Genomic DNA, 26,144 nt, shown 5'->3' with positions numbered 1-26,144 from the left:
CCCCCCCTGTCAGACGATCCGCTGGCCCCGGCGGGCTCTGGCCCGCATGTCCCACAAGTAGATCTGATAGCCCAGAATCCAGGCCTGGTGCGGGATCAATCGGTCGGCCAGCCGCAGCGCGGCAAGCAGCCACGCGAAACGGCGCTGCTGCGCGGCTCCCCACGGCAGGCGCATCATCGTCCGGAATTCGGGCGGCAGAAAGCCGGCGGTGGCGAACAGGTTGAACCGGCCCACAGTCTCCCGGATGGGAAAGGGCATGAACGCCATTCCCGCAACGCCTTTCAAGTGCTCGCGGACCGGGGGATCGATGCGCAGATCGTCCAGTGAGCGCTTCCAGTACTCGTCGAAGGCCGCGCGGTCGGACGGCCACATGCCCTCGCGCACCTGAAGCGTGGTGCCGAGCCGGCTGGCGTCGGCGTACACCGCGTCAGCCGCCTCGTCGTCGAGTGGGCCGTACAGGAACTCGTGCTGGTCGACGTAGTAGCGGTATAGGCAGGCCGCCACCCACAGTTGTAACTGCGGGTCGAAGGCGCGATAGGCCACCGGACTGGCCGGTGTCGAGCGGACCTGGGCGTGCGCGGTGTCCACCGCGGACCGGATGAGAGCGCGGTCGGCGTCGGTGCCGATCGTGGCCGCCGCCAGGTATGTGCCGGTGGTGCGGGCCCGCTTGATCGGATGCTTGTAGACGTTGCCGCTGTCCACCGGGCTCTCGAGGACGCCGTAGCCGACGCCGGGGTGAGCCAGCTGCATGATGACATTGGCTGCGGGCGCCAACACCGCGGCCGGATTGAGCAAATCTGATACCCGCGTCGGGTGTCGCGTCATCGCGGCCTCACCCACGCAGTACATCACGTGTGAGAGAGTGCCGGGGTGTTTGCGCGCAGACGGGCCCGCGGTGTCGGCATCCTGATGGCTCAGCTGGCGGACCTGGGCTTCGCTGATCCGGTGCGTGGTCATCCGGTCGCGGGGTTCGGTTGGTGTGCAGCCACACTCGAGAAGTTGACCTACCGTGACAGCCGGACCGCCGGCGCGGTGCACACCGGTGTGCTGCTGGCCGGGCTGGCCGTAGGCGGCACGCTGGTGCAGCGCGGCACGCGCGGACCGGCGCTGGCGGCCGCGACCGCCGCCGCCACCTGGGCGTCACTCGGCGGAACCACGCTGAGCCGCACCGGAGACAGGCTGGCTGATCTGTTGGTCGCCGGGAACATTGACGGCGCCCGGGCGCTGCTGCCGTCGCTGTGCGGGCGTGACCCATCCGCACTGGACGCCGACGGATTGGCGCGCGCGGCCCTGGAGTCGGTGGCCGAGAACACCTCCGACGCGCACGTTGCACCGCTGCTGTGGGCGGCGGCTGGGGGAGTACCGGGTGTGCTGCTGTACCGCGGGGTCAACACGTTGGACGCGATGATCGGGCACCGCTCGCCCCGCTATGCCCGCTTCGGTTGGGCGGCAGCGCGTTTGGATGACGTCGCGAACTTCGCGGCGGCCCGGGTGGCCGGCGCTCTGGTGGTGGTGTGCGCACCGCTGATCGGCGGTTCGCCGGCGGGGGCGCTGCGCGCCTGGCGCCGCGACGCGGCGCGCCACCCCAGCCCGAACGCCGGTGTGGTGGAGGCGACCTTCGCGGGCGCGTTGGGTGTGCGTCTCGGCGGCCCTACCCAGTACCACCATCAGCTGGAGATCCGCCCGACTCTCGGGGACGGTCACATCCCCGACGTCGAAGACCTGCGCCGGTCGGTGCGGCTGTCCCAGACTGTTCAGATCGCCGCGGCGGTGCTCGCGATCGGTCTCACTGCCGTCGGCCGTAGCGGTCGGCGAGCTTGTCCTCGACGGTGACCGGTTCGGACGAGCTCCCAGTGCCAGCCGCGTTCTCCCGTCGGCGCGCCTTGATCTCCGAGTACACGAAGTAACCCAGGCCGATCGGGGCGACGATACCGAACGCGATCCACTGGATGCCGTACGACAGGAACGGTCCGGCGTCGAGGTGCGGCAGTTCCGCGATGCCGAGACCGCCGGGCTGGTTCTCCACCAATTGGAGGTACGAACCCGTGACGCGCACTCCGGTGGTCGCGCCGACCTGCGCGGTGTCGATGGCGTACAGCTGGGTGAAGCCGCCTTCTGTGAATGGTGGTTTGTCTGCGGGCGCGGTCTCCGAATCGCGCAGCCGTGCCGTGATCGTCACCGTGCCGGACGGCACCGGCGCGATCTCGGGCACCTTCGAGCCCTGCACCGCAAGCACGTATCCCCGGTCGACCAGAACGGTGGGGCCGCCGTCGACGATGAACGGCACCAGCACCTCGAACGCCGGGGCGCCACCGACCACCCGCAGGCGCGCCAGTACCTCAGCGGACGGCACATAGCGCCCGCTCGCCGTCACCCGTCGCCACTGCGCGTCGGGTGCCGACGAATCCTGATGCGGCAGAAGCGTTGTCACCGCCACGGGCTCGGCGGTCAGTGAGGACGCGATCTGGTTGTTCTCCCGGCTGGTCTTGGTGTTCTTGCCCAGCTGCCATGGCGCCAGCACGGTGAAGCAGAGGTAGGCGAAGGCAACGACCACCAACGCCAGGGCGATCCAGCCCGGGCGCAGCAGGAACAACAGGCGCTTCATCAACCGGTCAGGCCCGCCCCGGCCAGCCGTTCGTCGACCCAGGCGTGCAGGCCCGGCAGGGCCGCCTCGATCACGGTGAACGTCTCCTCGAAATCTCTTGGGCTGCCGTAGTACGGGTCTTCGACATCGTCGGCGTGCGCCCCCGAGCGCGGGTCGAACGACCGCAGCAACCGCACCCGCTCGGGCTCCACCCCGAGGTGGGTCAGCATCCGCACGTGATTGCGGCCCAGCGCGATCACCAGGTCGGCCGCCAAGTGGTCATCGCCGACCTGAGCCGCGCAGTGCTCGGTCGGGTAGCCGTGCCTGCGCAGCACGGCGTTGGCGCGCTCGTCGGCCGCGTTGCCGGCATGCCAGTCACCGGTGCCTGCGCTGGTCACGCGCACCAGGTGGGCCAGGCCGCGCTGGTCAATCTGGTGGGCGAACATCTTCTCGGCCATCGGCGAGCGGCAGATGTTGCCCGAGCAGACGAACGTCACATGAATCAGCTGAGTGTCAGACACCGAGCACCTCGCGCAGGGCCGTGACGGTCGGGACGTGAGCTGCTGCCGCCTCGGCGACGTGTGGGTCCCGGAAGTCGCTCGCGCCATAGCCCCACTCCACGACGATTGTGTCGATGCCGTGCTCGGCGGCACCCTCCACGTCGTGGGCGCGATCACCGACCATCACCACCCGTTCGGGCAGTGGCTGGAGCTGACCGAGCGCACGCGCCAGCACGTCGGCTTTGCTTGCGCGTGACCCGTCGACGCCGGCACCGGCGATCACGTCGAAGTGCTCGGCCAGAGCGAAGTGCTCGAGGATCTGCCGGGCGGTCGGCTCGGCCTTGGAGGTGGCTACCGCCAGGCGCACCCCGGCCGCCCGCAGGTCGGCCAGCAGCTGCGGGATGCCGTCGAACAGGCTGTTCATCGCCCAGCCGCGGGTGGTGTAGTCGGCGCGGTAGGCCGCGATCGCATCGCCGGCACGGTCGCCGAGGCCGAGCCCGTCCAGGGTCTGCTTCATCGGCGGTCCGACGATCCGGCCGACCAGGTCACCAGCGGGCACTTCGGCGCCGACCGCGGCCAAGGCGTAGCGGAAACTGGCCACGATGCCCTCGGCCGAGTCGGTGAGGGTGCCGTCGAGGTCGAAGATCACCAACTGGGGGCGAGTGTCGGAGGCCGTGCGTGTCACCGCTCCATTGTCGCCGATCGCCGCGCACTACTGTTCATGGCGTGGTGAAGGTGACGAGATGAGCGTGAAACTGGCCGAGGTCATCGCCGTGCTCGACGCCGCATACCCACCCGGTCTGGCGCAGAGCTGGGACTCGGTCGGCCTGGTGTGCGGCGACCCGGACGAAACCGTCGACTCGGTGACGGTGGCCGTGGACGCCACCGCCGGCGTCGCCGCGACGGTCGGCGCGCGCGGACTGCTGCTGGCGCACCACCCGCTGCTGTTGCGCGGGGTGGACACGGTGGCGGCCAGCACCCCAAAGGGTGCGCTGATCCATCAGCTCATCAAGGCCGGAGCGGCGTTGTTCACCGCTCATACCAACGCCGACTCGGCCAACCCCGGCGTGTCCGACGCGCTGGCCGAGGTCCTCGGGCTGGAGGTCGACGGCGTGCTCGACCCGATCAGCGCGGGTGGGGACATCGACAAGTGGGTGATCTTCGTACCGGTCTCTGACGCCGAGGCGGTCCGCGACGCGCTGTTCGCCGCCGGGGCCGGCCACATCGGTGACTATTCGCACTGCAGTTGGAGTGTCGCCGGCACCGGCCAGTTTCTGCCACTCGACGGGGCGACACCGGCTATCGGAGCGGTCGGTTCGGTGGAACGGGTCAGCGAGGACCGTGTCGAAATGGTGGCCCCGGCCCGGCTTCGCCCCCAGGTGCTTTCCGCGCTGCGCGCGTCCCACCCGTACGAGGAACCGGCGTTCGACGTGCTACCCCTGGCCGCCCTGCCGTCCGGAGTGGGCATCGGGCGGATCGGCACCCTGGCCGAGTCGCTGCGGTTCGCCGACTTCGTTGCCCGGGTCGCTGCCGTGCTGCCGAAGACGACCTGGGGGGTGCGGGCCGCGGGTGACCCGGATGCCCCGGTGAGCCGGGTAGCGGTCTGCGGCGGCGCGGGCGACTCGCTGCTGGGTGCGGCCGCCGCTGCCGGCGTGGACGCCTACCTGACCGCTGATCTTCGTCACCATCCCGCCGACGAGCACCGGCGCGCCAGCGACGTCGCGTTGGTGGACGTCGCGCATTGGGCCAGCGAGTATCCGTGGTGCGCACAAGCCGCCGCGCTGCTGCGGGATCATTTCGGGGCGGCGCTGCCGGTCACCGTCAGCGACCTGCGCACCGATCCGTGGAATATCGAATCAGTGGAAGGCGCTTCGTGAAAGCTGAACTGACACAGCAGCGTTCGCTTCTGGAGTTGGCCGATCTGGATGCCGAGCTCGCTCGTCTGAGGCATCGGGCAGCCAACCTGCCCGAGGAGCAGGAATATGGCACGGCGCACAGCGATCAGCGGGCTTCCGCTGACCGGCTGGCCGCTCTGGCCGTTGCGCTCGAGGACATCGACGCCCAGGTGGCGCGCTTCGAATCCGAAATCGACGGTGTGCGCCAGCGTGAGGACCGGGACCGCAATCTGCTCGACTCCGGCACCGTGAACCCCAAGCAGCTCGAGGAGCTGCAGCACGAGCTGGACACGCTGCAGCGCAGGCAGGCCAGCCTGGAAGACTCCCTACTCGAGGTCATGGAGCGCCGCGAACAGCTCGCCGCTGAACAATCCGAAGAGCAGGCGAAAGCCGGAGCGCTGCAAGCGAATCTGACCACTGCGGGCCACAACCGCGATGAAGCGCTCGCCGAGATCGAGCGAGTGCGCGCCGAGCGCGCGGCCCGCCGCGCGGAGATCGTGTCCGGGCTGGACCCCGGATTGGCTCAGCTCTACGAGCGGCAGCGGGCCGCGTCGGGTGCCGGCGCGGCGCGGCTGCTCGGCCGCCGGTGCGGCGCCTGCCGCATCGAACTGGATCGGGGTGAGCTGGCGAGAATTTCGGCGGCGGCGGATGACGAGGTGGTCCGCTGCCCGGAGTGCCAGACGATCCTGCTGCGCATCGATGGGGCGCAGCGGTGAAGGTTCTGATCGAGGCCGACGGCGGGTCGCGGGGTAACCCTGGGCCGGCGGCCTACGGGTACGTCGTCTGGTCGTCCGACCACCAGACCGTCCTGGCCGAACACGGCCAGGCGATCGGGACCACCACCAACAACGTCGCCGAATACCGCGGGCTGATCGCGGGCCTCGAGGAGGCCCGCCGGCTCGGTGCCAATGAGGTTGCGGTGTCTTTGGATTCGAAGCTCGTAGTGGAGCAGATGGCCGGGCGCTGGAAGGTGAAGCACGCGGCGATGGCCGAGCTGCACCAGCAGGCGCGCGCGCTGGCATCGACGTTCGATTCGGTTACCTACCAATGGATTCCGCGCGAGCAGAACCGCGAGGCCGACCGGCTGGCCAACGAGGCCATGGACCGCGAAGGTCAGGCCACCGTCGCCGATCCGCCGGCCGGGGCGGTCGCCGTGCCGCCCGCGGCCTGGACCGGCAACCAGGGTGCCCCGACCCGCATGCTGCTGCTGCGGCACGGCCAAACCGAATTCTCCCGCCAGCGCCGCTATTCCGGTCGCGGCAACCCCGAGCTCACGGACGCCGGCCGTCGCCAGGCCGAGGCCGCGGCACGCTACCTGGCCGAGCGCGGGGGCGTGGACCTGGTGCTCAGTTCGCCGCTGCAGCGTGCTCTCGACACAGCATCGGCCGCCGCGACGGCGCTGGGCCTGGATGTGACGGTCGATGAGGATCTGATCGAAACCGATTTCGGGGCCTGGGAGGGTCTGACATTCGCTGAGGCCCGAGAGCGCGACCCAGACCTGCACGGCCGCTGGCTGCGGGACACCGGTCTGCGGCCGCCGGACGGCGAAAGCTTCAACGACGTCGGAGAGCGGGTCCAGCGGCTCCGTAAGCGGATCATCGCCGAGCATCCGGGCGCCACCGTGTTGCTGGTCTCGCACGTCACGCCGATCAAGACGCTCCTGCGACTGGCGCTCGACGCCGGGCCCGCCATTCTGCACCGGCTGCACCTGGACCTGGCGTCGCTGAGCATCGCGGAGTTCTATCCCGACGGGGGTGCCTCGGTGCGGCTGGTGAACCAGACTTCGTATCTGGTCTGAATACCGCGCGTCGCCGTGGGTATGCCCCCGTGCCATGACCGCTGAATATGACTGCATCGTCGTCGGTGGTGGCGCCGCGGGCTTGAGTGCCGCGTTGGTGCTGGGCCGCGCCCGGCGCCGCACGCTGCTGGTTGATGCCGGTGACCAGAGCAATCTGCCGGCCCACGGCGTGGGAGGTCTGCTCGGATTCGACGGTCGACCCCCGGCGGAGCTGTACGCGCTGGGCCGTGAGCAGCTGACGCAATATCCGAGCGTCGAGGTGATCACCGGCGAGGTGGTGGACGGCGCCGACCTCGGCAACGGTTTTCGGCTGGTGTTGGCCGACGACAGCGAGCGGACCACCCGCCGGGTGTTACTGGCCACCGGCGTGGAGTATCGGCCGCCGGGTGTGCCGGGGCTGCGCGAACTGTGGGGGAGCACCGTCTTCCACTGCCCGTTCTGCCATGGCTGGGAGGTGCGGGACCAGCCGCTGGCGGTGCTGGCCAACGGGGAGAAGGCGCTGCATGCGACGTTGTTGATCCGGAACTGGACCGACGACGTGGTGCTGTTGACCGACGGACGAGTCGACATCGACGCCGACGGGCTCGCGCTCCTGGACCGGGCCGGAGTGCCGATCGATGCGCGGCGCGTCGAAGAGGTGGCGGCCGAGAACGGGCGATTGTCAGCGGTCGTCTTCACGGACGGTTCGCGGCTGGAACGCAGCGGCCTGATGGTGGCAACGACACTGCACCAGCGCACCAAGCTGGCCGACCAGCTCGGCGCGATGTCGCACGAACACGGGCCGGTGGTCACCGATCCCATCGATATCGACGGCCTCGGCCGTACCACCGTGGCGGGACTTTTCGCGGCAGGCGATGTATGCACCCAGGCGCCCCAGGTTGCTACCGCGATCGCGACCGGATCGGTGGCGGCGACTGCGGTCGTGCAGAGCCTGCTGACCGATGACACCGGTCTGCCGTTCCCCCCGCGCAATATCTGACAGGCGCTACTGCCGCACGTGCACTCGTTCCCCGTGCGGGCCGAACAGGATGATGGCCTCCACCGGGCCGTCGATGGCGCCGAACCAGTGTGGCGTCCACGTGCTGAACTCCACCGCCTCGCCCGGTTCGATCACGTAATGCTGCTCGCCCAGGATGAGTTGTAACCGCCCGGATAACACGTAGAGCCACTCCTGCCCCTCGTGGGTGGGCAATTCGGCCGGCGGGGTGCGCCGCCGCGCGCTGATCCGGATCTTGAAGGCCTGCGGGCCGCCCGCCCCGCCGTGACGCGTCAGCGGCCAATAGGTGACCAGATGGCGGGTGTGCGACGGCGCCCGCACTCGCGGGTCGACCGTCGTTGGCGCGCCGAGTAGTTCGTCGGCACTCACCGACAGCGCCGCGGCCAGCCGGGGCAGGTGGTCGAGGGCGAGCCTGCGCTTTCCCGATTCCAGCCGGCTCAGTGTCGAGACGTCGATCCCGGAGCGGGAGGCGACGTCCTCGAGGGTCAGGCCGAGGCGGGCGCGCAGTTCGCGCAGTCGCCTGCGCACCCGCAGGTCGACATCGTCGTTTGCCTGCATGGCAAAAGACATTGCCAGTTGTAGCGGGCAGCGGCAAGCTCGACAGCATGACCACTGACCACCACACCCACTGGGAGACGCGCTATGCGGAGAAGCCGCGGATCTGGAGCGGACGGCCCAATGCCCACCTCGCCGACCTCGTCGGCTCGCTGAACGGTTCGCGCGCATTGGATCTGGGCTGCGGTGAGGGCGGTGACGCCATGTGGCTGGCCGAACACGGCTGGCACGTCGTGGCCGTCGACGTCTCCACCACCGCGCTGGCCCGAGCCGCTGAAGACGCGGCAGCGCGAGGAGTGCTGGAACGCATCGACTTTCAGCAACACGACCTGACTCAGACGCTGCCTGAGGGGCCGTTCGATCTGGTGTCGGCGCACTTCTTCCACACCACATTGGAAATGGACCGGCCGGCGATCCTGCGCCGCGCGGCGGCGACCCTGGCGTCCGGGGGAGCGCTGCTGATCGTCGACCATGGCGGTGCCCCGGCGTGGGCGCCGGAGGAGGTTCACCACCACGAGTTCCCGTCCCCCGAGGAGGTGCTGGCCGGCTTGGCCCTGGACGACACCCAATGGGAGACGGTGCGGGTCGCAGCGACCGAGCGGGATGCGGTCGGGCCCGACGGTCAGCACGCCACCCTGGTCGACAACATCATCCTGGTGCGCCGCAGATGAGCTACCGTGTTCAGGCGAACGAGTTGGCCGGGCGGCCGCGGCTCCTAGAGTCGAGGAAAGTCCGGACTTCACAGAGCAGGGTGATTGCTAACGGCAATCCGAGGTGACTCGCGGGACAGTGCCACAGAAAACAGACCGCCACCCGTAGCGGTGGTAAGGGTGAAACGGTGCGGTAAGAGCGCACCAGCATTCCGGGTGACCGGGATGGCTCGGTAAACCCCACCCGAAGCAAGGCCAAGAGGCCGCACCTGGTGCGGCTGCGCAGGCGATCGAGGGCTGCTCGCCCGAGCCTGCGGGTAGGCCGCTCGAGGCACCCGGCGACGGTGTGCCCAGATGGATGGTCGCCGCCGCCCTGCCGCGGTTAGCCGAGGCAGGGCGGGACAGAATCCGGCTTACAGGCCAACTCGTTCGCCCCTTGGCTCAGTCGAGACATTCTTACTCGGAGGAAGCGAAGCCGGCACCCGGACGCGTCGACCTGAGGCAGTATTGGGCGCATGAGCGAGGTCAAGATCACTGCCCTGGAAAACGGTCCGCTCCAAGTCGACGGCGAGTCCATCGTGCTGGCCAGTGACGGCACCGTCGTCAAGGAAGCCGCGAAGCTCTTCCTTTGCCGATGCGGCCACTCCGCCAACAAGCCCATGTGCGACGGATCGCATAAGCGCGAAGGCTTCATTGCGAGCTGACCATTCGCATTACGGTGGCGGTGGAAACACGACGAAGCAGTTCCAGCCGCCGATTCCGAGCACATATACCGAGACACAGCGCTGGAAACTGCCGTCTGACTGGACGGGACCATCGCATTGCGATCCCCCATTGCCGAAGACGACTGCGCCGCCGCATCCGTCCGTAGGGATGTTCGGTGGCGGTTGAGCCTCGACGACCGACAACGCGCCGGTCACGAGAAGCACCGGAGGGAGCATGGTGATCAGCCCACCGACGAATGCCGCAAAGACGAGAAGGGTTCGCTTCACGACGTCGGTGCCGATGGGTGTTTTGAGTGTGGTCATAGGTTCGTCACCCCTTTCGGCGTTCGGGGTACTGCTCGTAGTCGCCGAAAACATCGATATTCCGCGCGTGCCGCCGGTCGGCAAAGGGTCTTTCGGCCCTGATGGGTGCGCCTGAATACCCGGTTGGCGTGGCGGAATTGGAGCAGATCGTCGATGACGCCCACCGACTCGGAGCGGGTTCGTCCGTTCGCTCAGTGCGTCTTCTTGAACGTCTTCCGCAAGGCGCTCAGCGCGTCGTCGAGCTGTTCGCGGCAGCGCTGCGCGAGGTCGTCCTCCTGCTGGTAGAGCAGGCCGTAGGTGAACGTGTCCTCGCCGGCCGCGTGCGCCGCCAGCGACTGCTGAGCCAGGTGCGTGCGGCTGACCACGCTGTCCTGGTGGTCGCCGAGCAGCGTCTGAATTGTCTTGGCCCGGTCCGACACCTTAGGCTCGCCGGTGGCCGCGGCGACATAACGAAGTCGCTTGGCGCCCTTGCGAATCCGGTGTAGCGCTTCATCGCGGTGCTCGGTGGCCCGCTCGGCGTTTCTGGCGGCCTTGCGCACCCGCTTGTACGCCGAGTTGATGCTGACCGGCTTGGGCTCTTCGCCCGGCGCGGCCTGCGGCGGTTGCGCGGCCACCAGTCCTTCCAGCGCATCGAGCAGCCGGAAGTAGCGAGTCGAACGCATTGCGCTCAGCGACCGCCGCAATCCGGCCTGATAGCTGCGCTGGGCCCCCGAGACCAGACGCTCGTACACCGGGCCGCGGACCAGATCGGCCGGCAGCGCCTCCAGCGCCGCCTCATAGCGTTCGGCCAGCACCTCGGCGTCGCGAGCAACACCCAGCACGCCGGCCAGCTGGCGCAGCTCATCGAGAATCCATGCGTCATCGCTCAGGCCGAAGGCCTCCTCGGACGCTTGCAGCAGGCTGCGGATCTTGCGGGTCGTCACCCTCATCTGGTGGACCGAGTCATAGGTGTCGGCCCGTACGGCCCGGTCCCACACCAGCAGCTCGTCGACCTGCTCGGCCACCGCCTGATGTACGGGATCGCCGGATACCTCGTTGTCCTCGGGCACGTCCGGCCCGGTGCCGGAGGTCTCCAAGACCTTCGTCAGCTTCGACCCGTGGCCGGCCGGTACTGCACCGGCGTCGAGCAGGCGGTTGCTCAGTCGCTTGAGGACGTCGCGGCCGCCGTCCATCTCGCCGTCGACAAGCTCCAGCTCCCACTCGTGCCAGCGCTGTTCCTCGTCGTCACCCGAGCCGAGCGCCCACGCGCTGACCTCGTCGTCGCAGAACTCGGCCAGCGCGGCGCCGTCACCGTCGTAGAGCATCATCACGTTGCGGGTCGTCGAGATCCGAGCCACCGGCCCCAGCGGACGGTCCCGCACGATGGCGAGGACGATGTCGAGCAAATCATCGGGCACGGATTCGCCGCCCTCGGCGGTGCCGTCCAGCGGCGCGTGCACCTCGGTGCGGGCATCGGGGCCGGCGGGCAGCTTCAGGTGCCAGCCGGCATCGGGGCCCCCGGTGCGGCGGCGGAGCGTGATCCGGTGGGCGTTGAGGTCTCGGCCGGGTGTGTCGAAGTACACCGCGTCCAGCGACTGCGCCGGCTGCCGCTCGACGCGCCCCACCGCTGAGAGGCCGTCGAATGACGGGAACACCGTTCCCGCGGGGACGTCGAACTTGCGCTCCACTTCGACATGACGGTCTTTGCCCGAACCCATGTCGCTCAGGGTGTCACATCAAGATGAACACCGCGTCAGCTGGCCAGTTGCCCGGCGAACTCCCCGGCCCGGTCCCAGGCCCGTCGCTCAGCGGTGAACGCCTCGGCCTGCTGTCCCCGGAACGCGGCGATGCTTTCGGCGTTGTGTGTCAGGAAGCGCTGGTACTCGGCCATCGAGAAGGTTCCGTCGACGATGTCAACGGAACCCCGGCCCGCGGCCATGTCGGCGCGCAGGTCGAGCAGCTCCTCGGCGCTGACCGGATAGAACCCGATCCGGTCGAAGTAGCGCAGGAGCCATGGGGTTCCGGGTTCGAAAGATCGGGCGTCATGCGGATGCCGGTGGTTCCACACCTGGGTGGTACGGCCGACGAACTGATAGCCGCCCGGGCCTTCCATGCCGTAGATGCACAGGTAAGCCCCGCCGATCCCGACGGCGTTCTCCGGGGTCCAGGTGCGTGCCGGGTTGTATTTCGTGGTGACCAGGCGGTGACGCGGGTCCAGCGGGGTGGCCACCGGCGCACCGAGGTAGACGTCACCGAGGCCGAGCACCAGATACCGGGCGTCGAAAACGGTGTCGTGCACCTGTTGCACATCGGCCAAACCGTTGATGCGCCGGATGAATTCGATGTTCCACGGGCACCACGGCGCGTCGGCGCGCACGCCGTGGATATAGCGCTGGATGGCTTCGTGGGTGGCCGGATCGTCCCACGACAGCGGCAGCCGCACGGTGCGGCTGGGCACGACCAACTGATCGGTGGCCGGCAGCGACTCCTCAGTGCGAGCCAGCAAGTCGACCAACTCGGGCGTGCTCAGTACGGCCGGATCGAACTGCACCTGCAGCGACCGTACCCCGGGGGTCAACTCGGTGACACCGGGAACCGCACTGGCCGAGAGTGATTCGTACAAAACATGAACCCGGGCGCGCATGGCCAAGTCGAGCACCATCGGGCCGTACTCGACGAGCACGCCGCCGTCACCGTCGCGGCGCACGGTCACATCGGTTCCTTCGGCACCGACGAAACGGGTCAGCACACCGTCGTCGGCGTCGCTGGAGGTCGAGATCACCAGCGGCATCGACGCCCGGCGGTCGGCGGCGATACTGCCCAGTGACGGCGCGCGGTCGGCGCGCACCGGCACGAATCGCACGGTGTCGCCGGGCGCCATCTGCCCGAGTTTCCAGCGGTCGCCTCGCACGACGGTCACCGGGCAGACGAACCCGCCCAGGCTGGGGCCGTCCGGGCCGAGCAGGATCGGCGTATCGCCGGTGAAGTCCAAAGTGCCTACGCAGTAAGCATTGTCGTGGATGTTCGACGGGTGCAAGCCGGCTTCGCCGCCGTCGGTGCGGGCCCACTGGGGCTTGGGGCCCATCAGCCGCACCCCGGTGCGATCCGAATTGAAGTGCACGGTGTAGTCGGTGCTGACGATCGTCGCCATGTCGGCGCGGGTGAAGAACTCCGGTGCACCGTGCGGACCCTCGGTGACGGCGACCTGCCAACGGTGACCGATCGCGGGCTGCTCGTCGAAGGCGGCGCGGGCCGGCCTGGCCGAGGCCGGGCCGGGATCATCACCGATGGTCAGCACGTCCTCGGTAAGCAACGGGCGGCCGTCGTGGCCGCCGAAGCAGCCAAGGGTGAATGTCGCTGTGCTGCCGAGATATTCGGGCTCACAGATACCGCCGGCGACTAACACGTAGCAGCGCATGCCCGGGCCGTCGACCGCACCGATGTCCAGCAGACCGCCCGGCGGTACGGTGACCGACTGCCATTGCGGCACCGGTTCACCGTCGAGGGTCACCGGCGCGGCCGCCCCGGTGACGCAGATCCGCGCGCCGTCGGGAAAGCGAAGTGCCGGGCCGACTTTCGTGCATTCCAGGCCCGCCATACCCTCGGGGTTGCCGAGCACCCGGTTGCCGAGTCGAAAGGACAGGTCGTCCATCGGGCCCGACGGCGGCACTCCGACGTGCCAGAAGCCGACGCGCCCGGGCCAGTCCTGCACGGTGGTCAGCAGACCCGGCCGCTGCACCTCGAGTTGGGTCATGAGGCGGTGATCACCATCCGCACCGGGGTCGGGTCGAACCCGTTGCAGGGGTTGTTGATCTGGGGGCAGTTCGACACCAGCACCAGGGTGTCGGTGTCGGCGCGGACCGTCAGCGACTTGCCCGGCGCCGACAGGCCGTCGACAATCCCCAGCGTGCCGTCGGCCTCGACGGGCACGTTCATGAAGAAGTTGACGTTGGAGACGATGTCGCGCTTGCCCATTCCCCATTTGGCGCCTTCGGCGAGGAAGTTCTCCGCGCAGGCGTGTTGATGCACGGTGTGGTGGCCGTAGCGCAAGGTGTTGGACTCCTTGGAGCAGGCGCCCGCAATGGTGTCGTGGTTGCCGACCTCATCGGCGACGATCGTCACCAGCGGTCTGCCGTCGGCGGCCCGCAGCACCGAGCCGGTGGTCAGGAAGATGCTGCGCTGCGCGGCGATGGTCGCCTGCGCGCTGTAGCGTGCCGCGGGGTCGACCGTGTCGCCGGTGACCCCATAGAACAGGGTGTCCACCGCCTGGTTTCCGTGCAGGTCGATGATCTGCAGGCGCTGGCCGGCGCGCAGGATCTTCGACCACGGTGCGCGGGCCGCGACGATCTCGTCCACAATCATTGTGCTGCCGCCCAAGTGGATTCGGTGTTGAACAGGGCTCGGAGGTATTCAGGGTCATCGTTGACCGGTGTGGTCAGTTCCTCCTCGGCGCGCCAGGCCACGATGTCGAGGTCGGTCACCTCGGGCTGCGGGTCCAGCGGGTGGGCGGTGTTCACCACCGCGACGACCACGGGCAGATGGATCAGGAGCTCGATAGCCGCGCCGGGTCCGGCGGATCCGGTGAACACACATGCGCCGGAATCCTCGACTCGGACACCCTTGAAGAGCGTCGCCGACGGTGCCACATCGCGAATGTCCATGCCGTGCTTGATCGCGGCCAGCAGCATCGTGGGCTGGCCCGCCGGGGGCAATCCGCAGAGCAGGTCGTGGTGGCCGGAGGTATCGGCGACGACGGTCGCGAGCAGGCGGCCCTGATCGGAGAGCAGCGGGTGGCCCACGCCGAGGTAGGCCTGCCACGGGACCTTCATGGTGTCGGCGACGTTCAGCCGCTCCCACGAGGCGTCGGCCCGGAACAGCAGCAGGTGTGCGCAGGCGCCACCGTCGGGATCGGCCAGCCGCAGGCGGGTGCCGCGGCCCAGCACCCGGGTTGCGTAGGACTGCGCCGGCACGGTCTCGGCCCACACGAGCCGGGCACCGTCTACGCCGTCGGGCAGGGGAGGCACCCGCATGCTGGCCTCGCTCGCCTGGGAACGGGCGTGTGTGCGAGCGCCGTCGGTCGACGCGGTCGTCATGTGCACTCCTGAGTCGAGCCGATTACCTGTCAACTGAAAGTTTTCTCATGCGCGGTTCCCGGGGAATGTCGCCGATGTAACGAGTGGATTGACTGGATTTCGATCAAGTGACAGGTATTCGAAGCCGGCGATCACCTGCGGGTGTCTGCCGCTGGAGCCCTGGAAATCCTGGGTTGCTAACGTTCGCAACCGTGAGCGACTACCAGATGTTGTCCTTCGAGCAATCCGGCCCCATCGCACGGATCGTGCTGAACCGGCCCGACGCAGCCAACGGCATGAACGACGTCATGACCGCCGAACTAGCAGAGGTCGCGGCGCGCTGCGACGTGGCGGAGACGAAAGCCGTCATCCTCGCCGGAGCCGGCCGCTTCTTCTGCGCCGGGGGAGACCTCAAAGCGATGGCGGCCTCCCCGCTGGGCCCGGGCCGGTTCGTCAAGGGCATCGCCGACGACCTGCACCGCGCCATCTCGACGCTGGCCCGGATGGACGCCGTGGTGATCACCGCCGTCAACGGGGTGGCCGCGGGCGCCGGGTTCAGTCTGGCGATCGCGGGGGATCTGGTACTGGCCGCCGACACCGCGTCGTTCACCATGGCTTACACCAGGGCCGGGCTGAGCCCGGACGGCAGCTCCTCGTACTTCTTGCCGCGGATCATCGGTGTGCGCCGCACCCAGGAACTGATGCTCACCAACCGGACGCTGAAAGCGGCCGAAGCCGCGGAATGGGGACTGGTCAACGAGGTCGTCCCGGCCGATGGCCTCGAGGCGCGCGCTCAGGCGCTGGCGGAAAAAATTGCTTCTGCCGCAAGGGGTTCCAGCGCGGCGGTGAAGAAGCTGATGCTCACCACCTTCGGCAGCGGGCTCGAGGAGCAGATGGAACTCGAAGGCCGGCTGATCGCCGCGTGCGCCGACAGTGCGGACGGCCGCGAGGGTATTGACGCGTTCCTGAACAAGCGCGCCCCCGAATTCAGCTAGAAGCTGTGCTCCTCGGCCGGGAACGCACCGGTCGCCACCTCTTCGGCGTATTGCATTGCTGCCCGGCGTAATTCGCCGCCGACGTCACCGAATCGCTTGACGAACTTGGCGGTTTTGCCGCTGGTGAGTCCGGCCATGTCCTGCCAGACCAGCACCTGCGCATCGCAGTTCGGCCCGGCGCCGATGCCGATCGTCGGGATCGTCAGCTTGCCGGTGATCTGGGTGGCCAGCTCGGCGGGCACCATTTCCATCACGACGGCGATGGCGCCGGCCTCCTGGACCGCGATCGCGTCGTGGATGGTCTGCTCTGCGGCGTCACCGCGGCCCTGGACGCGGAACCCGCCCAGACCGTTGACGCTCTGCGGGGTGAAGCCGATGTGGGCGACCACCGGGATGCCGGCGGCGCTGAGCGTCGCGATCTGATCGGCGACCCGCTCGCCGCCCTCGAGCTTGACCGCGTGTGCGCCGGTCTCCTTCATGAAGCGGGTGGCGGTCGCGAGGGCTTGGCGGGGGCTTTCCTCGTAACTACCGAACGGGAGGTCGGCGACGACGAGCGCATGCTCGGCGCCGCGGACGACCCCGCGGACGAGGGGGATCAGCTCGTCGACCGAGATCGGAACCGTGGTGTCGTAGCCGTAGACGACGTTGGCGGCGGAATCGCCGACCAGCAGCACCGGGATGCCGGCCTCGTCGAATGCTCGGGCGGTGGAGTAGTCGTAGACGGTGAGCATCGCCCACTTGTGTCCTTCGGACTTCCACTTCAATAGGTGGTGCGTGCGGACCTTCGTGCGCGAAACGGATGGCAAGCTGGCGCCGCCGTAGACAGTCTGTTCAGACATCTGTGTCCCTAAGATCGTCTTTGTCGATCCTCGAGGCCCATCCGGGTCCCCGGGTTCGTTGACGCCTTCCAGTGTGCCACCACCGGACCGCAAGGTGAACGGCAGAGTGAAGTGGACTTTCTCACACCTGTCCTCGGTTCACCGGCATACCATCGGCGGCATGGTGCAACACCTGCAGCGGCTCAGCGGTCTCGACGCCAGCTTCCTCTATCTCGAAACGCCCTCCCAGCCATTGCATGTGTGTTCGATATTGGAGCTCGACGCCTCCACGATTCCCGGGGGTTATAGCTTCGAGCGGCTGCGTGACGAATTGGCCTTGCGCGTCAAGGCAATTCCGAGTTTCCGCGAACGGCTCGCCAACAGCTTCCTCAATCTCGACCATCCGGTGTGGGTGGAGGACGAGCACTTCGACATCGACCGCCATCTGCATCGCATCGGACTGCCGGCACCCGGCGGTCGAGTCGAATTGGGGGAGATCTGCGGGCATCTCGCGTCACTGCCCCTGGATCGCCGTCACCCGCTGTGGGAAACCTGGGTCATCGAGGGCGTCGGCGGTACCGACGCGCGCAAGGGCGGCCGGCTTGCCGTGCTGACCAAGGTTCATCACGCCGCCGTCGACGGGGTGACCGGTGCCAACCTGATGTCCCAGCTGTGCAGCACCGAACCCGACGCCCCGCCGCCCGACCCGGTCGAAGGGCAGGGGGACACCAACCAATTGCGCATCGCGCTGGGTGGGCTCGGCCGCTTCGCCACCCGGCCCCTGACGCTGGCCACCAGGGTGCTGCCCGCCACCATCACGACTGTCGTGGACACCGTCCAGCGCGCGGTCGGCGGGCGGGCGATGGCAGCCCCGTTCGCGGCGCCGCAGACCAAGTTCAACGCCAGCGTCACCGCCCACCGCAACGTCGCGTTCGCCGAGCTGGACCTCGAGGACATCAAGACGGTCAAGAACCACTTCAACGTCAAGCTCAACGATGTGGTGATGGCCCTGGTCGCCGGGGTCTTGCGACAGTTCCTCCTCGACCGTGACGAGCTCCCCGAGTCGTCGCTGGTGGCGATGGTTCCGGTATCGGTGCACGATCGCTCGGACCGCCCGGGCCGCAATCAGGTGTCCGGCATGTTCACCAAGCTGGAGACCCACATCGCGGATCCGGCCGAGCGCCTCAAGGCGATCGCCACGGCGAACACCACCGCCAAGGAACACAGCTCCGCCATCGGGGCGACCCTGCTGCAGGACTGGAGCCAGTTCGCAGGCCCGGCTGTCTTCGGTGTCGCCATGCGGGTCTACGCCCGCAGCAGCCTGACCGAGTCCCGCCCGGTGCACAACCTCGTGGTGTCCAATGTGCCCGGGCCGCAGATACCCCTGTACTTCCTGGGCGCCGAGGTGAGCGCGATGTACCCGCTCGGACCGATCTTCCATGGTTCGGGTCTCAACATCACGGTGATGTCGCTCAACGGGAAACTCGACGTCGGACTGATCAGCTGCCCCGAACTGTTGCCGGATCTCTGGGATATGGCCGATGACTTCGCCGTGGGCATGAAGGAACTGCTCGACGCCACCAAGTGAGCCGCCCGGGCGGGTCGGAATGCGAGGCACCCCAGCTGAGCATGGCAGCATGTTTGCCATGAGCCTTGCCCGCCGACCGCGCGCTGTCCGCACCGCCCTGGTGCTTCCCGCCGTGGCCGCTCTCGTCGTGAGTGCCGGCTGCAGCTCGACGGTGACGGGGACGGCCGTGCTCGCCGGACCGCAGGTCGGTCAGCCGGTGCAGTGGGGGCCGTGCCGGGTGGCCGGCGGCGGCGGGGGCAATTCGTTGCCGATCCCGGCCGGTGCGCAGTGCGGCAAGATCGCCGTGCCGGTCGACTACGCCGAGCCCGACGGTCCCGCGGCGACGCTCGCGCTGATCCGCTTCCCGGCGACCGGTCAGAAGATCGGCTCGCTGATCATCAACCCCGGCGGCCCGGGCGAGTCGGGTATCGAAGCCGCGTCCAGCATCGTGGAGAACCTGCCGAGCAATGTCCGGCAGAGCTTCGACATGGTCGGCTTCGACCCCCGCGGTGTCGGCGCGTCGACCCCGGCGCTGTGGTGCAACTCCGATGCCGACAACGACCGCCTCCGGGCCGACCCGCAGGTCGACTACAGCCCGAAGGGCATCGAGCACATCGAGGGCGAGACCAAGGCCTTCGTCCAGCGCTGTGTCGACAAGATGGGCAAGAACTTCCTCGAGAACATCGGCACCGCCAATGTCGCGAAGGATCTGGAAGCGTTGCGCGCCGCCGTCGGCGACGACAAGCTCACCTACCTCGGGTACTCCTACGGGACCCGGATCGGCTCGGCGTACGCCGAGGCGTTCCCGGACAAGGTGCGGGCGATGATCCTCGATGGGGCGGTCGACCCGAACGCCGATCCGATCCAGGCCGATATCGATCAGGCCGCGGCGTTCCAACAGGCCTTCAACGACTACGCCGCCGACTGCGTCAAAGACCCGAGCTGCCCGTTGGGTAACGACGCCGACAAGGCGGTCGACGTGTACCGCAGCCTGGTCGACCCGCTCGTCGACAAGCCGCTGCCGACCACCGATCCGCGCGGCCTGAGCTACAGCGACGCGATCATCGGCACGATCATGGCGCTCTATTCGCCCAACCTGTGGCGGCACCTCACACAGGGGCTGACCGAGATGACCAACGGCCGCGGCGACACCATGCTGGCGCTGGCCGACATGTATATGCGCCGTGACGCGAAGGGGCACTACACCAACGCCACCGACGCACGCATCGCGGTGAACTGCGTGGACCAGCCGCCGATCACCGACCGCGACAAGGTGATCGCCGAAGACAAGAAGATGCGCGAGGTCGCGCCGTTCATGAGCTACGGCGACTTCACCGGACATGCCCCGCTGAGCACGTGCGCGTTCTGGCCGGTGCCGCCGACCAGTACGCCGCATTCGGTCAAGGCACCGGGGCTGCCTCCGGTTCTGGTGGTGTCCACCACCAACGACCCGGCCACGCCGTATCAGGCCGGCGTCGACCTGGCCAAGCAGCTCGGCGGCGCGCTGCTGACCTTCAACGGAACTCAGCACACGGTGGTGTTCCAGGGCAACACCTGCGTGGACAACTACGCGGCCGCGTACCTGGTCGACCTGAAGCTGCCACCGCCCGGCGCCACGTGCTGACGCGAAATACCCGCTGGTGATGAGGATCTGAGATCGGAGTGTGACCGGCTCGCTGTCATACCGAGTACGCGGCCGTGCGACGATGACTGCCATGGGACGCACGAGTCGGCCTGGCTCGGCTGTGTTCTTGGGTTCACTCTGTGTTTCGCTGGCGGCCGGTGTCATGGCCCCGTCTGCTGTCGCGGCCCCGAACCCGGGAGCCGGTCAGACGACGGCGCCACAGGTCACGTGGGGAAACTGTCAGCGTTTCCTGGGTGACAACACCCGCGACGTCCCCAGTGCGCAGTGCGGAGTCGTGCCGGTGCCGTACACCGACGCCGATCCCACTGGGCCGCAAGCACAGTTGGCGGTCATCAAGGTTCCGGCAAGCGGTCGACGGATCGGCGCGCTGTTCGTCAACCCTGGCGGACCCGGCGCCTCCGCGGTGAACTCGGCCGCCGGAATGGCCGTCGCGTTGGCAGGCAGTCCGATCGCCGAACACTTCGACATCGTCGGCTTCGACCCCCGCGGTGTCGGCTATTCGACGCCGTCGGTGCGCTGCCGAACCGATGCCGAGTTCGACGCGTGGCGGCGTAACCCAATGGTCGACTACAGCCCGGCCGGGGTGGCCGCGATCGAACAGCTGAATCGCGACTACGTCAAAGAGTGCGCCGACAAGATGGGTGCCGCCTTCCTGGCCGGAGTCGGAACCGATTCGGCCGCAAAGGATATGGACACCGTCCGCCAGGCTCTCGGCGACGACAAGATCAACTACCTCGGATTCAGCTACGGCACCGAGGTGGGCACCGCGTACCTGGAGAAGTTCCCGGACCGGGTGCGCACGATGGTTCTGGACGGGGCCATCGACCCCACCGAGAACACCGTCGACTCGATCATCCAGCAGATGACCGGGTTTCAGGTGGCGTTCAACGACTATGCCGCCGACTGCGCGAAGTCGTCGGGCTGCCCGCTGGGCGCCGACCCGGCGCACTGGGTCGACAGGTACCACGAGCTGGTCGACCCGCTGGTGACCAAGCCGGGTCCGACGTCGGACCCACGCGGCCTGAGTTATCAGGATGCGATCACCGGAACATTCAATGCCCTCTACACACCGCAGTATTGGAAGTTCCTGACGAGTGGCCTGCTGGGCTTGCAGCGCAAGACCGATGCCGGTGACCTGTTGATGCTGGCCGACGAGTACCAGGGTCGCGATTCCTACGGGCACTACACCAATGGGCAGGACGCGTTCAACGCCGTGCGTTGCGTCGACGGTCCGACTCCCGGTGATCCGGCAACCTGGGCCGACATCGATCGGCGCACCCGCGAACTGGCGCCGTTTCAGTCCTACGGTCAGTTCACCGGGCTGGCGCCGCGTGACATCTGTGCGTTCTGGCCGGTGCCGCCCACCTCGCAACCCCACCCGGCGGCGCCCGCTCCGCCCGGCAGCGTCGTCGTCGTGTCCACGACGCATGACCCGGCCACGCCCTACGAGGCGGGCGTCAACCTGGCCCGCCAGCTCAACGCACCATTGATCACCTTCGAGGGAACTCAGCACACCGCCGTGTTCAACGGCGACGAATGCGTCGACTCGGCGATCGTGAAGTACTTCGTCGACCAGATCGTGCCCCCCAACCTGCGTTGCTGAGCTAGCGGTGGCGGTGGATCGGCTCAGTATCCGGAAGACGGCGTCGATTGGCCTGGTGATGCGGCTCTTACCGCCTGCGTAACACGGAATTAACACCCGCTGCATACGCTCGCATTCATGGACCGCCAGAAGGAATTCGTGCTGCGCACGCTGGAGGAACGCGATATCCGGTTCGTCCGGTTGTGGTTCACCGACGTGCTCGGTTACCTGAAGTCGGTCGCGATCGCGCCCGCGGAACTGGAAGGCGCGTTCGAGGAGGGGATCGGCTTCGACGGATCGTCGATCGAGGGCTTCGCGCGGGTCTTCGAATCCGACACCGTCGCTCGCCCGGATCCCTCGACTTTTCAGGTGTTGCCGTGGACCACGAGTTCGGGTCAGCACCACTCGGCCCGGATGTTCTGCGACATCACGATGCCCGACGGCTCGCCGTCGTGGGCCGACAGCCGCCACGTACTTCGTCGTCAGCTCGCCAAGGCCAGCGATCTCGGGTTCTCCTGCTACGTGCACCCCGAGATCGAGTTCTTCCTCCTCGAGCCGGGCCCGTACGACGGCTCCGTGCCGGTGCCGGCCGACAACGGCGGCTACTTCGACCAGGCCGTCCACGATTCGGCGCCGAACTTCCGCAGGCACGCCATCGACGCGCTGGAGCAGATGGGTATCTCGGTCGAGTTCAGCCACCACGAGGGTGCGCCCGGCCAGCAGGAGATCGACCTGCGCTACGCCGACGCACTGTCGATGGCCGACAACGTGATGACGTTCCGTTACCTCATCAAAGAGGTGGCCCTCGGTGAGGGAGTGCGGGCGTCGTTCATGCCCAAGCCGTTCGCCGAATACCCCGGCTCGGCCATGCACACCCACATGAGCCTGTTCGAGGGCGAGACCAACGCCTTCCACAGCGCCGACGATCCGCTGCAGCTCTCCGATGTCGCGAAGTCGTTCATCGCAGGCATTCTCGAGCACGCCAGTGAGATCAGCGCGATCACCAATCAGTGGGTCAACTCCTACAAGCGGCTGGTGCACGGCGGTGAGGCGCCCACCGCGGCATCGTGGGGTGCGGCCAACCGCTCGGCGCTGGTGCGGGTGCCGATGTACACCCCGAGCAAGGCGTCGTCGCGACGCATCGAGGTACGCAGCCCCGACTCGGCCTGCAACCCGTACCTGACGTTCGCTGTCCTGCTGGCGGCCGGGCTGCGCGGTATCGAGAAGAATTACGTCTTGGGCCCGCAGGCCGAGGACAACGTGTGGACGCTGACTCCCGAGGAGCGCCGCGCGATGGGCTACCGGGAGCTGCCGTCGAGCCTGGGCATCGCGCTGTCGGAGATGGAGAATTCCGAGCTCGTCGCCGAGGCACTGGGCGAGCACGTCTTCGACTACTTCCTGCGCAACAAGCGCGCGGAGTGGGAGGAGTACCGCAGCAACGTCACGCCGTATGAGTTGAAGGCTTACCTCTCGCTGTAAAACCCGTGCGATACCGTCGTGCACGTGGCCAAACCAGCGACGCAGCGCCCACGCGTACCGAGCGTGGGCCGACTCGGTTTGGTCGAGCCGACCGCTGCTGCTGATCTGACGAGACTGGGCTGGTACACCGACGAACACGTCGAACTGTTGTGGTCGCTGTCGCGTGCACCCGACGCCGACTCGGCCCTGCAGACGATGGTCCGGCTGGCCGAGGCGCTGGGCGACGACTGGCCGGAGCTGAATTCCGCGCTGCTCTCCGACCGCGGCCTGCGCGGCCGGTTGTTCGCGGTGATCGGTTCCTCGCTGGCCCTGGGCGATCACCTGGTGGCCAACCCGCGCTCGTGGCGTTTGCTCTCCGGTGATGTGACGCTGCCCGATGTCGCCGGACTGCGGCAGCTGTTCGACGACCGGATCGCCGAATTCGGCACGGACCCAATGGTGGTCATGCCACAACTGCGCGTCCTCTATCGCGATCGGCTGTTGGTCTTGGCCGCCCTCGACACGGCGCCCACGGTGGAGAACGAGCCGGTGCCTGCGTTCTCCACGATCGGCGAACATCTCGCGGACATCGCCGACGCCGCACTGGATGCCGCTTTGAAGGTGGCGGTGGCCACGGTCTGCAAGGACGGCACCCCGGCACCTCGGCTCGCAGTCATCGCGATGGGCAAATGCGGTGCGCGCGAATTGAATTACGTCAGCGACGTGGACGTCATCTTCGTCGGCGAGGTGGCCGACGCGGTGGCCACCCGCGTCGCCGGGGAGATGATCCGGCTGGCGTCGGACACTTTCTTCGAGGTCGACGCCGGCCTGCGCCCGGAAGGCAAGCAGGGCGCCCTGGTGCGGACCCTGGAGTCGCACGTCGCCTACTACCAGAGGTGGGCCAAGACGTGGGAATTCCAGGCTCTGCTCAAGGCCAGGCCTGCCGTCGGCGACGTCGAGCTGGGGCGTCAGTACATGGCTGCGCTCATGCCGATGGTGTGGAGTGCCTGTGAGCGTGAGGATTTCGTGCCCGAGGTGCAGGCCATGCGCCGGCGGGTGGAGGCACTGGTGCCCGCCGAACTTCGCGACCGTGAGATCAAATTGGGCACCGGCGGGCTGCGTGACGTCGAATTTGCCGTTCAGCTCTTGCAATTGGTGCACGGCCGCACCGACGAGTCACTGCACGTTGCGTCCACGGTTCCGGCGCTTGCGGCGTTGGCGGAAGGCGGTTACGTCGGCCGCGACGATGCCGCGAACTTGACCGCTTCCTATGAATTCCTGCGGTTGCTGGAGCACCGCCTGCAGTTGCAGCGCCTCAAGCGAACTCACACGCTGCCGCCGCCGCAGGACGAGGAGGCGCTGCGCTGGCTGGCCCGAGCGGCGCACATGCGGCCCGACGGCACCCACGACTCGCTGGGCGTGCTGCGTGAAGAGCTCAAGCGCCAGAACGTGCGGGTCTCGCGGTTGCACGCCAAGCTCTTTTACCAACCGCTGCTCGAGTCGGTGGGCCCGTCGGTCGAAGGCTTCGCGGCCGGACTTTCCCCGGCGGCCGCCGAACGGCAGCTGGCCGCGCTGGGATACGAAGGCCCACAAAGCGCTTTGACGCATCTGAGCGCCCTGGTCAACCAGAGCGGCCGTCGCGGCCGGGTGCAGTCGGTGTTGCTGCCTCGGCTGCTGGATTGGCTGTCGGATACCCCCGATCCCGACCGCGGGCTGCTGGCCTACCGGCGGGTCAGCGAGGCGCTGTCCGAACATCGTTGGTATCTGAGCACTTTGCGCGACGAGAGCGCGGTCGCCAAGCGTTTGATGCGGGTTCTGGGAACCTCGGCGTACGTGCCGGAGCTGTTGATGCGCGCGCCGGAGGTGATCCAGCAGTACGCCGACGGTCCGTCCGGACCCAAGTTGTGCGACGTCGACGTCGAAAGCGTGAGCAAGGCACTGATCGCGTCGAGCGGCAGGCATGCCGATCCCATGCGGGCGATTGCGGCGGCGCGCACGTTGCGGCGCCGGGAGCTGGCGCGGGTGGCATCGGCTGATCTGTTGGGCTTGCTCGAGGTCCGGGACGTCTGCGCGGCCCTGACATCGGTCTGGGCGGCGGTGCTGCAGTCGGCGCTCGAGGTGGTGATCCGCGCGAACACTCCTGCCGACGGTGTCGTCCCGGCCAAGATCGCGGTAATCGGTATGGGTCGGCTCGGCGGAAGGGAGCTCGGCTACGGCTCCGACGCCGACGTCATGTTCGTCTGTGAACCGAATCCCGGCGTCGAGGAGTCGCGCGCCGTGAAGTGGTCGGTGGTGATCGCCGAACAGGTGCGTACGTTGCTCGGAACACCCAGCGCCGACCCGCCTTTGGAGGTCGACACCAACCTGCGGCCGGAAGGCAGGCAGGGTCCACTGGTGCGCACCCTGTCCTCGTACGAGGCGTATTACTCGCAGTGGGCGCAGCCATGGGAGGTCCAAGCGCTGCTGCGCGCACATCCGGTGGCCGGCGACCCGGATCTCGGGGTCCGCTTCGTGCTGATGGCGGACAAGACGCGTTACCCGGCCGGTGGCGTGTCGGCTGAGGCTGTGCGGGAGATTCGGCGCATCAAAGCGCGGGTGGACGCCGAGCGGCTACCGCGCGGGGCCGATCCGAACACCCACACCAAGCTCGGCCGCGGTGGCCTGGCCGACGTCGAGTGGACGGTGCAGCTGCTTCAGCTGCGGCACGCCCACGAGGTGCCTGCGCTGCACAACACCTCGACATTGGAGACGCTGGACGCCATCGGTGCCGCCGAACTGCTCGCCGAAGAGGACGTCGACCTGTTGCGTCAGGCCTGGCTGACGGCGACCAAGGCCCGCAACGCGCTGGTGCAGGTGCGCGGCAAGCCGACTGACCAGCTGCCCGGCCCCGGCAGGCAGCTCAACGCGGTCGCGGTGGCCGCGGGCTGGCACAACGATGATGGCGGAGAGTTTTTGGACAACTATCTTCGGGTGACGCGGCGGGCAAAAGCCGTGGTGCTCAGAGTGTTCGGAAGTTAGGTC

24 protein-coding genes and 1 other RNA gene are annotated in these 26,144 nt (G+C 68.0%); 14 read left to right on the top strand and 11 right to left on the bottom strand.

The genetic code is table 11. The features are described from left to right. Nucleotides 1–9: 9 nt before the first annotated feature. Complete coding sequence (locus AB431_RS19085) at nt 10–825, bottom strand: oxygenase MpaB family protein (protein ID WP_047333588.1); 816 nt, start codon at nt 823–825, stop codon at nt 10–12. A gap of 84 nt (nt 826–909) precedes the next feature. On the opposite strand from AB431_RS19085, the gene AB431_RS19080 reads away from it, so the two are divergent. After that, nucleotides 910–1,833: a cobalamin biosynthesis protein gene (locus AB431_RS19080; protein WP_047331253.1), complete on the top strand. Its 924-nt coding sequence runs from the start codon at nt 910–912 to the stop codon at nt 1,831–1,833. Here the strand turns inward: AB431_RS19080 and AB431_RS19075 are convergent. The 3 genes from AB431_RS19075 to AB431_RS19065 are packed head-to-tail and all read right to left on the bottom strand — an operon-like array spanning nt 1,787 to nt 3,769. Next, on the bottom strand, nt 1,787–2,605 hold the full coding sequence (locus AB431_RS19075; protein WP_047331252.1) for an SURF1 family protein: 819 nt from the start codon (nt 2,603–2,605) through the stop codon (nt 1,787–1,789). The two genes, AB431_RS19080 and AB431_RS19075, sit on opposite strands and share 47 nt — an antisense overlap. Continuing rightward, nucleotides 2,605–3,105 (bottom strand): low molecular weight protein-tyrosine-phosphatase, encoded by a 501-nt coding sequence (locus AB431_RS19070; protein ID WP_200902658.1) that lies wholly within the window; start codon nt 3,103–3,105, stop codon nt 2,605–2,607. The genes AB431_RS19075 and AB431_RS19070 overlap by 1 nt, the downstream gene beginning before the upstream one ends. After that, a complete protein-coding gene (locus AB431_RS19065; RefSeq protein WP_082135738.1) occupies nt 3,098–3,769 on the bottom strand; it encodes an HAD-IA family hydrolase in 672 nt (223 codons plus the stop codon). The genes AB431_RS19070 and AB431_RS19065 overlap by 8 nt, the downstream gene beginning before the upstream one ends. A gap of 58 nt (nt 3,770–3,827) precedes the next feature. Here AB431_RS19065 and AB431_RS19060 point away from each other — a divergent pair, with 58 nt between their 5' ends. Genes AB431_RS19060 through AB431_RS19045 form a run of 4 tightly spaced genes read left to right on the top strand, consistent with a single transcriptional unit; the run spans nt 3,828 to nt 7,756 of the window. Further along, complete coding sequence (locus AB431_RS19060) at nt 3,828–4,961, top strand: Nif3-like dinuclear metal center hexameric protein (RefSeq protein ID WP_047333586.1); 1,134 nt, start codon at nt 3,828–3,830, stop codon at nt 4,959–4,961. Further along, complete coding sequence (locus tag AB431_RS19055) at nt 4,958–5,695, top strand: zinc ribbon domain-containing protein (RefSeq protein WP_047331250.1); 738 nt, start codon at nt 4,958–4,960, stop codon at nt 5,693–5,695. The genes AB431_RS19060 and AB431_RS19055 overlap by 4 nt, the downstream gene beginning before the upstream one ends. Next, nucleotides 5,692–6,777, top strand: coding sequence for a bifunctional RNase H/acid phosphatase (locus AB431_RS19050; protein ID WP_047331249.1), 1,086 nt, complete (start codon nt 5,692–5,694; stop codon nt 6,775–6,777). The genes AB431_RS19055 and AB431_RS19050 overlap by 4 nt, the downstream gene beginning before the upstream one ends. A 34-nt stretch (nt 6,778–6,811) precedes the next feature. Then, nucleotides 6,812–7,756 (top strand): NAD(P)/FAD-dependent oxidoreductase, encoded by a 945-nt coding sequence (locus tag AB431_RS19045; protein WP_047331248.1) that lies wholly within the window; start codon nt 6,812–6,814, stop codon nt 7,754–7,756. A 6-nt stretch (nt 7,757–7,762) separates the two neighbouring features. On the opposite strand, the gene AB431_RS19040 is transcribed toward AB431_RS19045, so the two are convergent. Then, on the bottom strand, nt 7,763–8,332 hold the full coding sequence (locus AB431_RS19040) for a helix-turn-helix domain-containing protein (RefSeq protein WP_047331247.1): 570 nt from the start codon (nt 8,330–8,332) through the stop codon (nt 7,763–7,765). Nucleotides 8,333–8,379: 47 nt separating this feature from the next. Between AB431_RS19040 and AB431_RS19035 the strand changes: the two genes are divergently transcribed. From AB431_RS19035 to AB431_RS19030, 3 genes are all read left to right on the top strand, one after another. Then, nucleotides 8,380–9,000, top strand: coding sequence for a cyclopropane-fatty-acyl-phospholipid synthase family protein (locus AB431_RS19035; protein WP_047331246.1), 621 nt, complete (start codon nt 8,380–8,382; stop codon nt 8,998–9,000). Between the two features lie 19 nt (nt 9,001–9,019). Beyond that, nucleotides 9,020–9,411: RNase P RNA component class A (gene rnpB / locus AB431_RS29720), an RNA gene on the top strand. Nucleotides 9,412–9,494: 83 nt separating this feature from the next. Then, entirely contained in the window at nt 9,495–9,683 is a 189-nt protein-coding gene (locus AB431_RS19030; protein ID WP_047331245.1) for a CDGSH iron-sulfur domain-containing protein, read from the top strand. A gap of 9 nt (nt 9,684–9,692) precedes the next feature. On the opposite strand, the gene AB431_RS29605 is transcribed toward AB431_RS19030, so the two are convergent. The 5 genes from AB431_RS29605 to AB431_RS19005 all read right to left on the bottom strand — a co-directional run bounded on the left by AB431_RS29605 (nt 9,693) and on the right by AB431_RS19005 (nt 15,079). Next, nucleotides 9,693–10,007, bottom strand: coding sequence for a hypothetical protein (locus AB431_RS29605; protein WP_052960326.1), 315 nt, complete (start codon nt 10,005–10,007; stop codon nt 9,693–9,695). A gap of 191 nt (nt 10,008–10,198) precedes the next feature. Then, complete coding sequence (locus AB431_RS19020; RefSeq protein ID WP_047331244.1) at nt 10,199–11,704, bottom strand: CYTH and CHAD domain-containing protein; 1,506 nt, start codon at nt 11,702–11,704, stop codon at nt 10,199–10,201. Nucleotides 11,705–11,739: 35 nt separating this feature from the next. Continuing rightward, nucleotides 11,740–13,740, bottom strand: coding sequence for a 5-oxoprolinase/urea amidolyase family protein (locus tag AB431_RS19015; protein WP_047331243.1), 2,001 nt, complete (start codon nt 13,738–13,740; stop codon nt 11,740–11,742). Next, on the bottom strand, nt 13,737–14,348 hold the full coding sequence (locus AB431_RS19010) for an urea amidolyase associated protein UAAP2 (protein ID WP_047331242.1): 612 nt from the start codon (nt 14,346–14,348) through the stop codon (nt 13,737–13,739). Before AB431_RS19010 ends, AB431_RS19015 begins: the two co-directional genes overlap by 4 nt. Continuing rightward, nucleotides 14,345–15,079, bottom strand: coding sequence for a DUF1989 domain-containing protein (locus AB431_RS19005; RefSeq protein ID WP_047331241.1), 735 nt, complete (start codon nt 15,077–15,079; stop codon nt 14,345–14,347). Before AB431_RS19005 ends, AB431_RS19010 begins: the two co-directional genes overlap by 4 nt. 191 nt (nt 15,080–15,270) lie before the next feature. Here AB431_RS19005 and AB431_RS19000 point away from each other — a divergent pair, with 191 nt between their 5' ends. After that, nucleotides 15,271–16,053, top strand: coding sequence for an enoyl-CoA hydratase/isomerase family protein (locus tag AB431_RS19000; protein WP_047331240.1), 783 nt, complete (start codon nt 15,271–15,273; stop codon nt 16,051–16,053). On the opposite strand, the gene panB is transcribed toward AB431_RS19000, so the two are convergent. After that, nucleotides 16,050–16,892 carry a 3-methyl-2-oxobutanoate hydroxymethyltransferase gene (panB, locus tag AB431_RS18995; protein ID WP_047331239.1) on the bottom strand — a complete coding sequence of 281 codons (843 nt, stop codon included), beginning with the start codon at nt 16,890–16,892 and terminating at the stop codon, nt 16,050–16,052. The genes AB431_RS19000 and panB overlap by 4 nt on opposite strands. 172 nt (nt 16,893–17,064) lie before the next feature. Here panB and AB431_RS18990 point away from each other — a divergent pair, with 172 nt between their 5' ends. The 5 genes from AB431_RS18990 (at nt 17,065) to AB431_RS18970 (ending at nt 26,141) form a co-directional block, all read left to right on the top strand. Then, the gene (locus AB431_RS18990; protein WP_047333584.1) at nt 17,065–18,459 is read left to right on the top strand and encodes a wax ester/triacylglycerol synthase family O-acyltransferase; all 1,395 of its coding nucleotides are present in this window, start codon (nt 17,065–17,067) and stop codon (nt 18,457–18,459) included. 58 nt (nt 18,460–18,517) lie between these two features. After that, nucleotides 18,518–20,062, top strand: a complete 1,545-nt coding sequence (locus AB431_RS18985; protein ID WP_047333583.1) for an alpha/beta hydrolase — start codon at nt 18,518–18,520, stop codon at nt 20,060–20,062. Between the two features lie 82 nt (nt 20,063–20,144). Continuing rightward, the gene (locus AB431_RS18980; RefSeq protein ID WP_144418309.1) at nt 20,145–21,686 is read left to right on the top strand and encodes an alpha/beta hydrolase; all 1,542 of its coding nucleotides are present in this window, start codon (nt 20,145–20,147) and stop codon (nt 21,684–21,686) included. A gap of 117 nt (nt 21,687–21,803) precedes the next feature. Further along, complete coding sequence (glnA, locus tag AB431_RS18975; RefSeq protein ID WP_047331238.1) at nt 21,804–23,144, top strand: type I glutamate--ammonia ligase; 1,341 nt, start codon at nt 21,804–21,806, stop codon at nt 23,142–23,144. An 18-nt stretch (nt 23,145–23,162) separates the two neighbouring features. Beyond that, nucleotides 23,163–26,141, top strand: a complete 2,979-nt coding sequence (locus AB431_RS18970; protein WP_144418308.1) for a bifunctional [glutamine synthetase] adenylyltransferase/[glutamine synthetase]-adenylyl-L-tyrosine phosphorylase — start codon at nt 23,163–23,165, stop codon at nt 26,139–26,141. Nucleotides 26,142–26,144 lie beyond the last annotated feature (3 nt).

This window comes from Mycobacterium sp. EPa45, assembly GCF_001021385.1.
Classification (GTDB): Bacteria; Actinomycetota; Actinomycetes; order Mycobacteriales; family Mycobacteriaceae; genus Mycobacterium.
This window is presented reverse-complemented; position numbering and strand designations above follow the sequence as displayed.

Coding starts and splice junctions, on each gene's coding strand:
- AB431_RS19085 (WP_047333588.1), bottom strand. CDS start 825: ATGACGCGACACCCGACGCGGGTATCAGATTTGCTCAATCCGGCCGCG.
- AB431_RS19080 (WP_047331253.1), top strand. CDS start 910: ATGGCTCAGCTGGCGGACCTGGGCTTCGCTGATCCGGTGCGTGGTCAT.
- AB431_RS19075 (WP_047331252.1), bottom strand. CDS start 2,605: ATGAAGCGCCTGTTGTTCCTGCTGCGCCCGGGCTGGATCGCCCTGGCG.
- AB431_RS19060 (WP_047333586.1), top strand. CDS start 3,828: ATGAGCGTGAAACTGGCCGAGGTCATCGCCGTGCTCGACGCCGCATAC.
- AB431_RS19045 (WP_047331248.1), top strand. CDS start 6,812: ATGACCGCTGAATATGACTGCATCGTCGTCGGTGGTGGCGCCGCGGGC.
- AB431_RS19040 (WP_047331247.1), bottom strand. CDS start 8,332: ATGCAGGCAAACGACGATGTCGACCTGCGGGTGCGCAGGCGACTGCGC.
- AB431_RS19035 (WP_047331246.1), top strand. CDS start 8,380: ATGACCACTGACCACCACACCCACTGGGAGACGCGCTATGCGGAGAAG.
- AB431_RS19030 (WP_047331245.1), top strand. CDS start 9,495: ATGAGCGAGGTCAAGATCACTGCCCTGGAAAACGGTCCGCTCCAAGTC.
- AB431_RS29605 (WP_052960326.1), bottom strand. CDS start 10,007: ATGACCACACTCAAAACACCCATCGGCACCGACGTCGTGAAGCGAACC.
- AB431_RS19020 (WP_047331244.1), bottom strand. CDS start 11,704: ATGGGTTCGGGCAAAGACCGTCATGTCGAAGTGGAGCGCAAGTTCGAC.
- AB431_RS19015 (WP_047331243.1), bottom strand. CDS start 13,740: ATGACCCAACTCGAGGTGCAGCGGCCGGGTCTGCTGACCACCGTGCAG.
- AB431_RS19010 (WP_047331242.1), bottom strand. CDS start 14,348: ATGATTGTGGACGAGATCGTCGCGGCCCGCGCACCGTGGTCGAAGATC.
- AB431_RS19005 (WP_047331241.1), bottom strand. CDS start 15,079: ATGACGACCGCGTCGACCGACGGCGCTCGCACACACGCCCGTTCCCAG.
- panB (WP_047331239.1), bottom strand. CDS start 16,892: ATGTCTGAACAGACTGTCTACGGCGGCGCCAGCTTGCCATCCGTTTCG.
- AB431_RS18985 (WP_047333583.1), top strand. CDS start 18,518: ATGAGCCTTGCCCGCCGACCGCGCGCTGTCCGCACCGCCCTGGTGCTT.
- AB431_RS18980 (WP_144418309.1), top strand. CDS start 20,145: ATGACTGCCATGGGACGCACGAGTCGGCCTGGCTCGGCTGTGTTCTTG.
- glnA (WP_047331238.1), top strand. CDS start 21,804: ATGGACCGCCAGAAGGAATTCGTGCTGCGCACGCTGGAGGAACGCGAT.